This is a genomic window from Neolewinella persica DSM 23188 (genome assembly GCF_000373105.1).
Lineage (GTDB): Bacteria > Bacteroidota > Bacteroidia > Chitinophagales > Saprospiraceae > Neolewinella > Neolewinella persica.
In genome coordinates, this window is sequence record NZ_KB890450.1 from 25,500 (window position 1) to 40,712 (window position 15,213).

The 15,213-nt window shown below is 51.3% G+C and carries 8 protein-coding genes; 7 read left to right on the forward strand and 1 reads right to left on the reverse strand.

Going from position 1 to position 15,213, the window contains the following annotated elements; all coding sequences use genetic code 11:
- The first annotated feature begins 11 nt into the window (after window positions 1–11).
- From B036_RS32425 to B036_RS0120725, 7 genes are all read left to right on the forward strand, one after another.
- Window positions 12–2,468: an Ig-like domain-containing protein gene (locus tag B036_RS32425; RefSeq protein WP_020570647.1), complete on the forward strand. Its 2,457-nt coding sequence runs from the start codon at window positions 12–14 to the stop codon at window positions 2,466–2,468.
- A gap of 121 nt (window positions 2,469–2,589) precedes the next feature.
- On the forward strand, window positions 2,590–3,438 hold the full coding sequence (locus tag B036_RS0120700; protein WP_020570648.1) for a glycoside hydrolase family 16 protein: 849 nt from the start codon (window positions 2,590–2,592) through the stop codon (window positions 3,436–3,438).
- A 435-nt stretch (window positions 3,439–3,873) separates the two neighbouring features.
- Window positions 3,874–7,290 (forward strand): hypothetical protein, encoded by a 3,417-nt coding sequence (locus B036_RS0120705; RefSeq protein ID WP_020570649.1) that lies wholly within the window; start codon window positions 3,874–3,876, stop codon window positions 7,288–7,290.
- Between the two features lie 87 nt (window positions 7,291–7,377).
- On the forward strand, window positions 7,378–8,601 hold the full coding sequence (locus B036_RS0120710; RefSeq protein ID WP_044103356.1) for a glycoside hydrolase family 17 protein: 1,224 nt from the start codon (window positions 7,378–7,380) through the stop codon (window positions 8,599–8,601).
- Between the two features lie 61 nt (window positions 8,602–8,662).
- Window positions 8,663–10,135 (forward strand): glycoside hydrolase family 30 protein, encoded by a 1,473-nt coding sequence (locus B036_RS0120715; RefSeq protein WP_020570651.1) that lies wholly within the window; start codon window positions 8,663–8,665, stop codon window positions 10,133–10,135.
- Window positions 10,136–10,165: 30 nt separating this feature from the next.
- Complete coding sequence (locus B036_RS0120720) at window positions 10,166–11,611, forward strand: MFS transporter (protein ID WP_020570652.1); 1,446 nt, start codon at window positions 10,166–10,168, stop codon at window positions 11,609–11,611.
- An 80-nt stretch (window positions 11,612–11,691) separates the two neighbouring features.
- On the forward strand, window positions 11,692–12,582 hold the full coding sequence (locus tag B036_RS0120725; RefSeq protein WP_020570653.1) for a glycoside hydrolase family 17 protein: 891 nt from the start codon (window positions 11,692–11,694) through the stop codon (window positions 12,580–12,582).
- A gap of 285 nt (window positions 12,583–12,867) precedes the next feature.
- On the opposite strand, the gene B036_RS0120730 is transcribed toward B036_RS0120725, so the two are convergent.
- Entirely contained in the window at window positions 12,868–15,045 is a 2,178-nt protein-coding gene (locus B036_RS0120730) for an acylase (RefSeq protein ID WP_026232187.1), read from the reverse strand.
- Between the last annotated feature and the right edge of the window lie 168 nt (window positions 15,046–15,213).

Consider the following 15,213-nt stretch of genomic DNA (forward strand, 5'->3'; position numbering starts at 1 on the left):
ACTAACCAACAATGACTAAGTTACTCAACAACTTCAGTAAGTTTATTCTAGCCGTATTGCTCATTTTTTCCACAAGCTGTGAGCGGGATTTGGATGATCTGGAGCCAGCCACTTTCCCTACATCTGCGGATGTTTTTATCGATGGTTTTGTTGGTGGCCTGAACTATGCCGCCTTCGGCGGTTCTGATGTCACCGCTTTTGATACAGACACGGAGATAAAATACGCCGGCACCACCTCCATGCGCTTTTCCGTACCTGACTTTGAAGACCCCGCAGGCGCTTACGCCGGTGGCGCCTTCTTTTTAGACTCCGGGAGAGATTTAACCGGCTACAATGTCCTGACCTTTTGGGCAAGAGCCTCTCAACCTGCTAATATTGATATCGTCGGTATTGGAAACGATCTGGGAGACAATGAATACATAGCCTCACTGTCCGGGCTTGCGGTAAACACGAACTGGAAAAAGTATTATATCCCCATTCCAGACCCTTCAAAGCTGACACAGGAACGTGGCATGTTTTTCTACTCCGAAGGTCCGGAAAACGGACGTGGCTATACCTTCTGGATTGATAATGTCACTTTTGAAAACCTGGGAACCGTCGTACCCGTCAGTTCCGGCATTTTCAATGGTGAGGACCGGATACTGACGGTAGAAACCGGAAACGTTTTCAATGCAGATGGCTTTGCTGTCTTTAACCTGCCTTCAGGTGTTGATCAGCGCATGAGTGTAGCCCCTTCCTATTTCAACTTCAGTTCTTCAAATCCCGCAGTAGCCAGTGTGGATTTAAACGGCCGGGTTACTGTATTGAGTGAAGGCGAGGCTGTAATTACTGCTTCCCTGGGAGACGAGGCCTCGATTGGCTCCCTTACGCTCACCTCTTCCGGTCAGGCGAACTTGCCAACAACGGCGGCGCCGACGCCGGAAATCCCCGCAGACGACGTAATTTCCATTTACAGTAATGCCTACACGAATGTACCCGTTGATTTCTACAACGGCTTCTGGGAGAATTCCACCACACAATCAGAAGACATACAGGTGGCAGGTGATGACGTCATCCGCTACAGCCAACTGAATTTTGTCGGCATACAATTTACCGCACCAGTCATCAATGCAACGGCGATGAACAGGGTCCACCTGGATATTTGGACTCCTGACCCGACCGGCGCACCGGCGACTTTTAAAATACTGCTCTTTGACGTCGGTCCTGACCGATCGTTTGGTACCAGTGATGACTCGGAGCATGAGGTTACAATTACCAGTCCGACGCTGCAAACCGGCTCCTGGGTAAGTATTGACCTGCCCTTGACGGATTTCCCCGGCCTTACGGCCCGAAATAACCTGGCACAGGTTGTCCTATCCGGAGATCTCGCCAATGTGTACATGGATAACCTCTACCTCTATGACGATGGTAATGGCGGCGGCGGTGGCAATGATGACGAGCCAGCCATGGCAGCACCAACTCCCACCAGAAACGGCACCGACGTAATCTCGCTCTTCAGCGACGCTTATGACGACGTACCGGTGGATACCTGGCGTACCGATTGGTCGGTGGCCTCCTTTACGGACATCAACGTAGCGGGTAACGCTACAAAGCGTTATTCCGATCTCAGCTTTGTTGGGATCGAAACGGTCATGAACCAGGTTGACATTACCGGCATGACGCACTTTAACCTTGACGTCTGGTCACCCAACGCTACGCTGTTCAAAGTTAAGTTAGTAGACTTCGGTGCGAACGGTGTATTCGATGAAAATGGTGGTGATGACGTAGAGCACGAAGTTATCTTCACTTCACCTGCCACCAACCAGTGGATCAACTATGAAATTCCATTAAGTGACTTTACGGGACTGACCACGCGGGGAAACATTGCGCAATACGTCCTGTCTGCTGAGCCAGTAGGCGCAGCAACGATATTTGTGGATAATCTTTACTTCTACAACGATGACGGAGGTTCCGGAGGCGGAGATGAACCAACGGTAGCTGCACCAACGCCAGTTAATCCGGCAGCTAACGTTATCTCTTTGTTCAGCGATGCCTACACTGACGTTACCGTTGACACCTACCGAACCGATTGGTCAGTAGGCGATCTGGAAGAGGTTATGGTAGCCGGGAATGCCACCAAGAAGTACACCAACCTCAGCTTTGTAGGGATCGAAACCGTGGCCAACACCATCGATGCCACGGCTATGACCCACTTCCGGGTCGACATTTGGTCGGCAGATGCGACCACTTTCAAGATCAAGTTGGTCGATTTTGGTGCTAACGGCGTATTCGATGAAAACGGTGGTGATGACGTAGAGCACGAAATCACCTTCACCGCGCCGGCCACCAGAGAATGGATCAGCTATGACCTCCCCCTGAGTGACTTCACTGGCCTGACGACTCGTGCCAACATGGCGCAGTACATCCTCGTAGCAGAGCCTACCGGAAGCGCAACGATATATATGGATAACATGTATTTCCGTAACTAACCCTCTCCAAACCGGGCAGCTCATCGGAGTGGTCGCACCGCTGGTCAAACTACTTTGATGAGCTACCTCAACAACGAACGGCTAATGGTCACGCTTTGACTTAGCCATAAATTAAAGTCGCATGCAAACTATCAAGTATTTCAGGTTTTCTCCCTTGCTCAAGTTACTCCTGGCCTTTTTGGTCATCGCCGGATTTACGGCTTGTGAGGAGGACAAAACCCAAAACCTTGAAGCCCGAAACTGGAGTCTTACCTGGAGCGATGAATTTGACGGAGCGGCCGGCCAGGGAATTGATGCCACGAAATGGACCTACGACATTGGCACGGGCGACAACGGCTGGGGCAACCAGGAACTTCAGTACTACACTGATGAAGCGGAGAACGTCTCCTTGGACGGCGACGGTAATCTTGTGATTACTGCGCGACGGGAAGCATTTGGCGGCTCCCCCTTCACTTCTGCCCGCATCAAAACACAGGACCTCTTCGAACAGACCTACGGTCGTTTTGAAGCAAGAATGAAAACGCCATACGGCCCGGGGATGTGGCCGGCCTTCTGGTTATTGGGGGCTAATATTGACGAAGTCAACTGGCCGCAATGCGGAGAGATCGACGTAATGGAATTGCGTGGGCAGCAACCTGATAAGATTGCCGGAAGCGTACATGGCCCGGGGTACTCCGGCGGCAATGCTATAACTTCTGACTTTACGCTGGAGAACAGCCGCTTTGACCAGGAGTACCACCTCTTTGCCATCGAGTGGGGAGAAGACTACATTAACTACTTCGTAGATGATTTCCTCTTCAACCGGATTACCCCAGAGGATGTAACTGGGGAGTGGGTATTTGACCAGCCATTTTTCATGATATTGAACCTTGCAGTAGGCGGAAACTATGTTGGGTTCCCCACCAGCCAGACGCCGTTTCCCCAAACAATTGTGGTAGACTACATCAGGGTTTACCAGGAGCAGAACTAGGCTTAGAATGCTTGTCTTTGCCGAAGCTTTTATATCTTGACGGAGCTAAGCATCGCTATGAGATTATCCTACCTCCCACCCTGCCATTCCACTTTCCTTACACCTGCGCACCGTCGCCCAAGCACCTTTCAATGGCCAGGAATGCCCACATGACGGGGAAATACCCATACATCTACTATACAACCACATAAAAGGAGGTTGAAAACACATTCCATCACAATACACTGAATGTAAACAACTTACCACCGAAGCCCTGGTTCATTCCCACCCTCACTTCCCGCTTGTGTAGTAGTTGTAGTCAACCATCAAACCGACATCAATAGATAACTTTGGGCCAAACATGAATTTAACTTCCTTTAAGTTTCATGTTATTTCACGAATCTTACGCATATCGCAGTCAGAGGCTACCCAGACGATAAAATAGTAGAAAAATTTATGCCAGAAATTCAACAGGTTAAACTTGCAGGAGAGCGTTATTTCAAACTAACGGACAACGACGAGATGCGTCCTTTTTTCATGAGCATCGTCAGTGACGCCAATCACTGGATGTTTATTTCCAGTAATGGCGGGTTAACCGCTGGACGGAAGGATGCCGAGTATGCCCTTTTTCCCTACTATACGGATGATAAAATCACCGAATCAGCGGAGATTACCGGCAGCAAATCCATCTTCCGGGTTCATAGAAACGGAGAAGCCGTTACCTGGGAGCCGTTCTCCTACCGGTATGAAGGCCAATTTAAGGTCAGCCGGAACCTGTATAAAAGCGTCTACGGCAACAAGATCATTTTCGAAGAAATCAACCATGATCTGAACCTTAGTTACCAGTATGAGTGGAGTTCCAGTAACCGCTACGGTTTCGTGCGGCGATCGGCCCTGAAAAATCATGCTAATAGTCCCGTTGCCGTTTCGATGTTAGACGGTTTACAAAACATCGTGCCATTCGGTGTGGGCAGTGAATTGCAGAACAGATCGAGTAACCTGGTGGATGCTTATAAGAGAAGCGAATTAGACCAAAAGAGCGGATTGGGCATCTTTGCGCTCAGTGCGATCATTGTCGACAAGGCTGAACCAAGTGAAGCCCTGAAGGCAAACATTGCGTGGTCCGTTGGTCTTAACTCCCCTACTTACCTGCTCTCCTCTCTGCAACTTAATACCTTTCGGAACGGCGGAGCGATCACTCCGGAAGCTGACGTTAAAGGTGAAAAAGGCGCCTATTTCGTACATAAAGAGATGACTCTAGCTGCTCAGTCAGCCCAGGAATGGATGATTGTAGCGAACGTAAACCAGGACCATGCTGCCGTTGCTGACCTCATCCATCAACTTCAGACACCGGACGCGCTGGTAGCGCGTTTGGAGCAAGATATTGAGGAGGGGACACAAAAACTAATCGGCCTCAGTGCCGCCGCTGATGGCTTACAACTGACGGCGGACGATGGCCGGAATACTCGCCATTACTCGAACGTGTTGTTCAACATCATGCGGGGAGGAATCTTCGACCACAATTACGATATTGAGAAGGGAGACTTCATTGCCTACCTGGTTAATGGGAACAAGCAGGTCAGCGCAGCGAATTTATCGCTCGTCAATGAATTGCCCGAAACCTTCACCCTTGGTGAATTAAAGACACTTGCCGGGCAATCCAGCGATCCGGATTTCCAACGCCTTTGCCTGGAATACCTGCCGTTAAAATTCAGTCGGCGCCACGGTGACCCAAGCCGCCCCTGGAACCGATTTTCGATCAATACCCACAGTGAGGTCGACGGCTCCAAGATCCTCGATTACCAGGGCAACTGGCGGGACATCTTCCAGAACTGGGAGGCCCTTGCACACAGCTACCCGGACTTTATGGAGGGCATGATCCTCAAGTTCCTGAACGCCACCACTTTTGATGGCTACAACCCTTACCGGGTGACCAAAGGCGGATTCGACTGGGAAACCATCGAAGAAGATGACCCATGGTCCTACATTGGCTATTGGGGCGATCACCAGATCATTTACCTCCTCAAGTTTCTGGAATTCATCGAGAAGCACCAACCGGGTGCTTTGGGGCAGTTGTTTGACCGGGACTTCCTGGTCTACGCAAATGTTCCCTACAAAATAAAGCCCTACCAGGAGCTACTGAAGAACCCTAAAGATACCATTGACTTTGACCGGGAACTTGACGAAGAGATTCGTCACCGCAGGGAAAAAGAAGGTGCCGACGGTGCGCTGCTGCTGAACCGTGCGGGAGAAGTCCACCGGGTTAACTTCATTGAGAAGATCCTGGCTACCGTTTTGGCGAAGATTTCCAACTTCATCCCAGAAGGCGGCATCTGGATGAATACCCAGCGCCCGGAATGGAACGACGCCAACAACGCCCTGGTGGGTAATGGCGTGTCTATGGTTACGCTCTATTATTTGCGGCGGTTCTTATCTTTCTTTGATGGGCTCATCGGCGACTCTTCAGCCGGAGAGCACCCGGTTTCTGAAGAGGTAAAAGCGCTGTTCGACAACATCCTGGCGGGACTGACCAGGTACGAACCTTTGCTGTCCTCCACCATCAACGACCAGGAGCGCAAGCAAGTACTGGACGCTCTGGGAACCGCAGCAAGTGATTTCCGTGCGGAGGTTTATGACAATTCCTTTAGTGGTAATAAAGCCGGGATCACCAGCGAAGAAATTCGTCGCTTTTTGAAGGTAAGCCTTGCCTTCGTAGATCACACCATTCGCGCAAACAAGCGGACGGATAACCTGTACCATGCTTACAACCTCCTATCAGTAGAAGGTGATGGCGTCGCTATCTCCTACCTTAGTGAGATGCTGGAAGGACAAGTTGCGGTACTCAGTGCCGGCGCGCTGTCTCCGCAGGAGTCACTGAAAGTAATGGATGCGCTAAAGAGCAGCAAATTGTACCGAAAAGACCAGTACAGCTACATCCTTTACCCGAACAAAGACCTGCCCGGTTTCCTGCAGAAGAACAACATACCGGCGGCCTCGGTCGCTTCATCGGCCCTGTTGAAAAAACTGGTCGCTGATGGAGACACACGGATCGTTGTGAAAGACATCAACGGCGTATTTCACTTCAACGGAAACTTCAAAAACAATAATGACCTGAAGGCAGCGCTTAAGGCACTTGCCTCTACGGCTTACGGTGACCTGGTGAAGCAGGACTCCGCCCACGTTCAAAAGGTATTCGAAGAGGTATTCAACCACAAAGAGTTTACCGGCAGGTCGGGCACCTTCTTCGGATACGAAGGCCTGGGCTCCATTTACTGGCACATGGTGTCTAAGCTGCAGCTGGCCGTACAGGAATGCTATTTGCAGGCCATTGATGGCAAAGCGGATACAGCGACTACCAGTGGCTTACTGAAGCATTACTACGAAGTATACGAGGGCATCGGAATAAACAAGTCTCCAACACTTTACGGCGCCTTCCCAACGGATCCGTACTCACACACTCCGGCAGGCAAAGGCGCACAGCAACCCGGCATGACGGGGCAGGTTAAGGAAGACATCCTCAGCCGATTCGGAGAGCTTGGCGTGTTTGTTGGTGAAGGACAGTTGTATTTTGCGCCATCGTTATTGCGGAAGCTGGAATTCCTCGATGAACCAGGTGAATTCCATTACGTCGATGTCCAGGGAACTCCTCAGACGATGACCATTGAAAAAGGTGCGCTGAGTTTTACGTACTGCCAGGTTCCGATAGTGTATCAACTGAGTGATAAGGAGGAGACAAAAGTCTTTTTCAATGACGGCCGGCACAAAAGCTTTACGGGTCGGAAATTGGACCGGCAGACCAGTGAAATGGTTTTCGAACGAAGTGGAAAAGTGCAGCGTATTCAGGTGAGTATTAGCCCAGAAGGATTAAAATAACCAGGGGCTTATCCACAAGCCTGTACAAAACAGTTACCAATGCGACATTTCCGTTTTGGCTTAATTCTATTGTCAATTATTACGCTGATGAACGCCTGTTCTTCAGAAAAGCGATCACCTATGGAGGCAAATAATCCAACAGCTGCCGAAATCCTTGGAAATCCGGAATACCGGGCCATCTCTTACGGAGGCTATCGGGCCACATCTCGTGACACACAGCCGACCCTGGAGCAATTGAAGGAGGATATGCAGTTACTCTCCGCGATAGGAGTAAAGATCATTCGAACCTATAACGTGCAGCTGGCCCAGGCTCCAAATATACTGGCCGTGATTCGGGAGCTGAAGGAAGAGGATCCGACCTTCGAGATGTACGTCATGCTCGGCGCGTGGATTGATTGCAAAAACGCCTGGACGGACCAGCCCGTGGACCACAACGTGGAAAGTGAAAAGAACGCGGCGGAGATTGACCGGGCGGTTGCGCTCGCTAAAAAGTACCCGGATATTGTCAAGGTCATTGCCGTGGGCAATGAGGCCATGGTAAAATGGGCGGCTACCTATTACGTGCAACCGGGCGTAATCCTGAAATGGGTCAACCACTTACAGCAGCTTAAGCAAGCTGGCGAGCTGCCGGGTGACCTTTGGATAACGAGTTCAGACAACTTCGCTTCCTGGGGCGGTGGCGATGGAGAATACCACGTCAGGGACCTGGAGGAACTGATTAAATCGGTAGATTACATCTCTCTGCACACCTACCCCATGCATGATACGCACTACAATCCACAGTTTTGGAAGGCGCGGCCGCAGGAGCAGGGAAAGGATAAAAAGGCAATGATCGACGCCGCCATGCTTCGTTCTCAGCAGTACGCCATCAGTCAATTCGACTCGGTCGCTTCCTACGTCAAAAGCCTGGGAGTTGACAAACCGTTGCACATCGGAGAAACCGGCTGGGCCAGCAGTGCCAACGAGCTTTACGGAGACGAAGGCTCACGCGCCACCGACGAGTACAAACAGCACCTCTATCATCAACACATGCGAACGTGGACGGACAAGAACAACATCTCTTGTTTTTTCTTCGAAGCATTCGACGAACCCTGGAAAGACGCGAACAACCCCGGTGGTTCGGAGAACCACTTCGGATTGATCGGTCTGAAAGGACAAGCTAAACGGGCACTTTGGGATAAGGTCGATGCTGGTGTCTTCGATGGTTTGACCAGAGACGGCCAGCCCATTACCAAATCATTCGACGGGGATGAAGCTAAACTTTTGGAGACAGTTTTACCACCACCCATTGCTGAGAAGGTTACTAACTAATCAGAACTTTAATATTATGAGAATACTGAAACCGCTTACCATATTGACCGTACTTGCGATGATGGGTTGCCAACCAACTACCGATAGCAACACCGAAGACAGCAATAAATCAGAATGGACTATTTCGGTGGTGGAAACATCTGCCGGAGGCAATAAGCTTAAGTCAGTAACTGATTTCCAGCAAAAGGAGGCCCCTTCAGCTATAGCGTTGATGCCCGGGGAAGTCTTCCAAACAATGACTGGTTTTGGCGGCTCCTTTACCGAGGCATCTGCATATCTGCTCAACGAGTTGGGCGAGGAGAACCGAAAGAAAATTATTGAGGCCTATTTTGGGGAAAGCGGTGCCAAATACTCCCTGACCAGAACACACATAAACTCTTGTGATTTCTCCTTGGGCAACTATTCCTATGCACCAGTAGCGGGAGATAAGGAATTGGCCAATTTCTCCATCAAAGAAGACGAAGGAGACCTGATTCCAATGATCCAGGAGGCGATGAAGGTTTCGAAAGATGGCTTTAAGATCATTGCCTCCCCCTGGACGGCTCCGCCCTGGATGAAAGATAATAATGATTGGCGTGGTGGGAAACTACGCCCTGAGTATTACGATACCTGGGCCTTATTCTTTTCGAAGTACCTTAACGCATACAAGGAAAAAGGAATCGACATCTGGGGCGTGACCGTAGAGAATGAGCCGCTTGGTAATGACAACAACTGGGAGAGCATGCACTACACCCCCGATGAGATGACCAATTTCGTACAGCACCACCTGGGGCCGAAGTTGGAAGCAGATGGTCATGAGGTCAAAATTCTTGGGTATGATCAAAACCGGGGAGAAGAGATGAAGGATTGGATCAACTCCATGTACGCCAATGAGGCCACCGCTAAATACTTTGACGGTACGGCGGTGCATTGGTACGCCAGTACCTACGACTACTTCGGTGAAACGCTGACGCTTGCCCATGAAACGGCTCCGGACAAGCACATAATTCAAACGGAAGGCTGCGTGGATGCTCAGGTTCCGGTCTGGCAAGACGACAACTGGTACTGGAGCAAAGAAGCGACCGATTGGGGATGGGACTGGGCTCCGGAAAAACAAAAGCACTTGCACCCTAAGTATGTCCCGGTCTACCGCTACGCCCGGGATATGATCGGCTGTATGAACAACTGGGTCGACGGCTGGGTAGATTGGAACATGGTGCTCGACCGTGAGGGCGGACCTAACTGGTTCAAAAACTGGTGCGTTGCTCCCGTCATCGTTGACCCCGAGGCCGATGAAATATATCTTACGCCACTTTACTATACCATGGCACACTTCAGTAAGTACATTCGCCCGGGCGCACAGCGTATCGGCTTTAAGCATACTGATGAAGAGCTGATGGTGACAGCAGCACGGAATCCGGATGGCAGTATTGCCCTGGTTGTCCTTAACCAAACGGAAAAAGAAAAGACCTTCAGCGTTACGCTGGGTAAGCAGGAAAGAACGATAAGCATAAGCCCCAAGGCCCTTCAGACCATTTTAGTCGATAACGTTTAACACAACCCATCAGCGGTAAAAATTCAGATCATGCCTCAAGTCGATATTGCAGTAAGTAACAAAGTCCCCTTTGGCCAAAAAGTAGCCTTTGGCCTGGGCATGTTTGCCAACCAGATGTTCCCCGCTGTCTTGGGCATTTTCATGGTGGTGTTGGTTCAGGACCTCGGGTTTCCTGGTTGGATGTGGGGGGTGATCTACTTCTTCCCCCGGGTTTTTGACTCCATCACGGATCCCATCATGGGCTTCATTTCCGACAATACCCGCTCTAAATGGGGCAGAAGGCGTCAGTACGTTCTTTTAGGAGGCGTAATCATGGGCTTTGCCTTCATCTTCATGTGGCAACTCTTTTTGGAAAACTCTTTAGAGTTTAATTTCTGGTATTTCTTCTTCGGGTCAATAGTTTTTTACCTGGGACTCACCATATTCAGTGTTCCGTACGTAGCCATGGGATATGAAATGAGCGACGATTTCCATGAGCGGACCAGCATCATGGCTACTGCTCAATGGATCGGGCAATGGGCCTGGGTCATCGCGCCCTGGTTTTGGATTATTATGTATGACCCAGCGTGGTTTCCCTCAGCCGAAGTGGCCACCAGAACACTTGCTGTTTGGGTAGCTATTCCGTGTGCCATTTGTGCCATTATTCCAGCGATCTTCATTAAAAGCGAGTCTACGCTTGATCGGGATGATTATGAACCATTGACTTTATCAAACATTGGAGGTAGTGTAACGAAAATATTTGGCGGCTTCGTAGATGCATTTAAGATAAAGTATTTCCGCCAACTATGCTTTTCTACTTTTCTAATTTTCAACTCTTTCAATACGGTAGCCGCGCTAACGTTTTTTGTAATCGTTTACAAATTGTTCAATGGCGATGCTGCGGCCACTGGAGTTTGGGTCGTGCTTTTTGGTAGTATAGGCGCCTTGTGTACAACGTTTATTGTGATTCCTATCGTTGCCTGGATGTCGAAGGTCATCGGTAAACACAAGACATTTTTAATAGCACAAAGCATTTCGCTAATCGGCTATATACTGATGTGGTTCTTGTTTGTCCCCGGTAAACCCTGGCTTTACATCATTGCACTACCCTTCTTTTCTTTCGGAATCGGTAGCTTATTTACCATCATGATGTCCATGACCGCCGACGTGATTGACATCGACGAGCTTAATACCGGGAAGCGCCGGGAAGGCATCTTCGGCGCCATCTACTGGTGGATGGTCAAATTCGGCTTTGCGATTGCGGGTGGACTTAGCGGTCTGATGATCGCAGTGGTAGGATTCGATGCTGCGCTTCCTACGACCGACCAGCAAAGTGCCGTGGATGGCCTCCATGCCTTCTTTTGCTTTTTCCCTATGGCCGGAACTGTTCTCGCGATACTCATTATGTGGTCCTATGATTTGACCGAGGAGAAAGCAAATGAAATCAGAGCTGCCATCAATAAGAATAAGGATGGGCTCAAAGAATCAACGATCTAAGCGCGTATTTAAACCTTACAAAGGGAAAAGTCCTGAAGTAGCGTAAACCCAAACAAGTCTCACCAAAAGGTCAATAAACAATGTCATTCAAAGCAGGCAAAAAACTCTCCCTTTCCGGTATCAACTTCAGCGGGAAGTCTGAAGCAGCTATCGCGGAGCTATTTACAAAAACGCTCGAAGACGGCATGCACGGCGTATGCATGAGCCCCTACGAAGAAGGGCAGGAACCCGGTGATACCCTCACCGAAGTGCAAATCAGAAGAAGGCTGACAATACTTCAGCCCTACACTAAATGGATCCGCTCCTTTTCCTGTACGGAAGGCAATGAATTGGTGGCTAAAGTCGCACGCGAGCTGGGCATTAAAACGATGGTTGGTGCCTGGTTGGGCAGCGACGAGGAGAAGAACGAAAAGGAAATTGCCGGGCTCATCCAGTTGGCCAAAGATGGCTACGTTGACATTGCTGCCGTTGGCAATGAAGTGTTGTATCGGGGCGACCTGAGCGAAGCGGCACTACTGGCTCATATCCGGGAGGTGCGCGATGCCATTCCCGTCAACATCCCCGTAGGTTACGTAGACGCCTATTATGAGTTTACGGACCACCCCAACATCGTCGATGCCTGCGACGTGATCCTGGCCAACTGCTACCCCTACTGGGAGAAATGCAGCTACGAGTACTCCCTGGTCTATATGAAGCAGATGTACCAAAAGGCGATACAGGCTGCCCAGGGAAAAAAGGTCATCATCACCGAAACCGGCTGGCCAAGCGAAGGAGAAGGGTTGGAGGCCGCTATGCCTTCGGCGGAGAACGCCATGAAGTACTTCATCAACGCACAGCAGTGGTCGGCGGCAGCCGATATTGAGCTGTTCTATTTCTCCTCCTTCGACGAGTCCTGGAAAGTTGGCGCAGAAGGTGACGTTGGCGCTTATTGGGGGTTGTGGGACAAGGAGGAAAAGCTTAAATATGTGTAGTAGGGCCTCTTACTTGATTCTTTACTTCCTCGGAAAAGCAGGTGATTGAAAGTGAGCCTTTGGGCGGGGACGCAGGTGCGGGGGAAGGGATAAAAGGAGCGGGGTTCGAAACGAATACGAGGGGATGAATCCCCTCGCTAAGCCGGACGACTCTCCAGGGCTGAGCGGGATTGCCCTACCCTGCTCTTTCATGATTGTCCCACCAATTCCATTTAGGTTTACCCTAATTCTTCCCTTATTTTTTGGATGGCGTTCCTAATAGTTTCATCAATGGACGGATCGAAGTCATTCCCCCGGCCGATAAGTCCTCTCCGCCCGTTTCTCCACATCCTCCCGGTAAAAAGCGACGTCCTTAAACGCCGCATCAACATAGCGTTGCCCCTGGTCGAAGAAGTGGGGAGAGGCAGGATTACTATTTTGCCCGCCGGCCAGCATACTTTTGGCTTTGACTTTATCCCCAAACTCCACTACAGCGACGAAGCTGTTGCCGGAGGAACCGTACAACCTTTTCGTACCATTTCGCGCTCTGGAGCCGTAAGACGCCAGGGCACCCCAGTTGGCGGAAGCCAGCCCGACGGGCAGGCTCGGCTGCGCATCGTCAAACCGGGACTCAATGGCCCCGTCCAGCCGCTGGAGGCGGTTTATTTCTCCCCAGGGCGTATTCCAATCGCCAAAATGCGCCGTAAGGGTATCCACCGCTTCGGCGAAAAGGGACAGGCGTTCCGCGGGTGGTGCCTCCTGGCCAAAATACCGGACCTGTTCCATCCGGTTCAACCCCGCCGGAGCCTCCCCTTTGCGCTGGCAAACCGTCCCGTAATAATGTGCCAGAGACATGGCGACCGACTCCGCCGAAGTTCGGTAGTCCCATCCGCGTAAAGCAGAGATAGGACCGGCCAGCGCCGGATTTTTTGGTTTCGATTCGTCATAGGCTTTGACCAGTCCCGGAATCAAATCTTCAAAAGCCGGCAGGTACGGATCATACGCCATTTCAAGCAGGTTATCGAGCGTGTAGCCACTACGGCCTTCCAGTAAGCTAAGGGCGTGGACACCCCGGTAATTCTCCCGGTTGCGAGACATGTACCGAGGGTAATCTGCTTGCTTAGGGCTGTTGGCGCCGGTAGCGGTGAAGGGTGTGGAGTTGCAGTTTTGAATCCAGCCGTTCTCCGGGTTGACGATCGTTATGGCTTCCTCCACCGGGTGCAAGCCCTGCCAGGCGGTGGCGGGGTTACTGCCGTCTACCGGCTGGGTGTAGTCAAAGGAGGTATCCCGGACCGGGATGAAGTTGCCGTGGTAATAGGCGATGTTGCCAGAAGCATCGGCGTAAACGGTATTATTGGAGGAGTTGGTCCGCATATCCATCATCTTCCAGAATTCATCGTGGTTATTCAGCGTGGTGCGGGTGTAGGACTGGATCAGCGCATCTACCGGTTCCCACATCATGGCACTGGCGACCCACTTGTCGCCCTCCAGGTGAGTAATGGGTCCGTGCTGGGTGCGGTAGAGCGGAAAGCTTTTCTCCAGCAGCTGCTCCCCTTCGCGGTAGCGCAGGGTGACTTGCTGCGTCTCCACCGGAAGCCATTCCTCGCCGTATTTATACATTTTCTTGCCGTCGCGCTCTTCGATGGTTTCGAGGAATTCGTCCCGTACGTCAGTATAGGTAGAGGTGTGCATCCAGCCCGTCTTCTCATTGAAGCCCTGGTAGATAAAGAACTGGCCCCAGGTAACGGCACCGTAAGCATTGAGTCCTGCCTCGCTCACCATGTGTACCTCGCCCCGAAAGTAGAAGGAGGTGTGGGGATTGATGAGCAACATCGCGTTGCCGGATTCGGTGAGTTTCCCAGCGATGGCGATGCCGTTGGATCCCCGGGGCTCTTCCGGGGGCGCGGGAAAGGCGGATTCGTGGTCGGGCCCACCCATGGAAAGCGCGGCTTTGTCTTCGTAGAAAGCCCGGATGCGGCGGGTGGAGATCCCCTCGATATCGCCGCCAATGGAGCCCTCACTGAAGTACATCGGCATCCAGGGCTCGAAGTGGGTCAGTAGTTGTGGCTTGACGTCCGGGTGGGTTTTCAGGTAATAGTTGATGCCGTCGGCAAAGGCGACACACAGTTCCTTGAGCCAGGCCGGGCTGCTCTCGTAGGTAGCGATGGCTTCTTCCCGGGTCATGAAGAGCTTGGCGCGCAGGTCACTGTACAATGCCTCTTCGCCCTCGACCTCGGCCAGGCGGCCGGTGGCCCAAATGTAGTTGCGCTCCACCCTCGGAAAGTCGTCCTCACACTGGGCGTAAAGCAGGCCGAAGACCGCGTCAGCGTCCGTTTTACCGTAAATGTGGGGCACACCGTAGTCGTCGCGCATGATGGTGGTATTCTCCACGTGGGTCGTCCAGCGCTCCGTTTCGGTGGCAACGGGTTCTGTACGACAAGACAGTAGAATCGGCAACAGCAGAAGGAGGAACCATTTATGCACGTGTGGGGTATTTTGGGTAGAAGTTATGGCCGCAGGAAAAGCGATTTGCAAGGGGGGGGAAAGCCCAAAAATGCTTTTGCTGCCGTGGTTAGCCAAAGGTAGGAAATGCGGGGCATAGTGGCTTGGGCGGTCGTCCGACCAATTCTTTTAGCCTGGCGTAGCCGGCTA

Excerpts from the sequence above, each read along its gene's own strand:
- B036_RS32425 (WP_020570647.1), top strand. The coding sequence starts at position 12 with ATGACTAAGTTACTCAACAACTTCAGTAAGTTTATTCTAGCCGTATTG.
- B036_RS0120700 (WP_020570648.1), top strand. The coding sequence starts at position 2,590 with ATGCAAACTATCAAGTATTTCAGGTTTTCTCCCTTGCTCAAGTTACTC.
- B036_RS0120705 (WP_020570649.1), top strand. The coding sequence starts at position 3,874 with ATGCCAGAAATTCAACAGGTTAAACTTGCAGGAGAGCGTTATTTCAAA.
- B036_RS0120710 (WP_044103356.1), top strand. The coding sequence starts at position 7,378 with ATGAACGCCTGTTCTTCAGAAAAGCGATCACCTATGGAGGCAAATAAT.
- B036_RS0120715 (WP_020570651.1), top strand. The coding sequence starts at position 8,663 with ATGGGTTGCCAACCAACTACCGATAGCAACACCGAAGACAGCAATAAA.
- B036_RS0120720 (WP_020570652.1), top strand. The coding sequence starts at position 10,166 with ATGCCTCAAGTCGATATTGCAGTAAGTAACAAAGTCCCCTTTGGCCAA.
- B036_RS0120725 (WP_020570653.1), top strand. The coding sequence starts at position 11,692 with ATGTCATTCAAAGCAGGCAAAAAACTCTCCCTTTCCGGTATCAACTTC.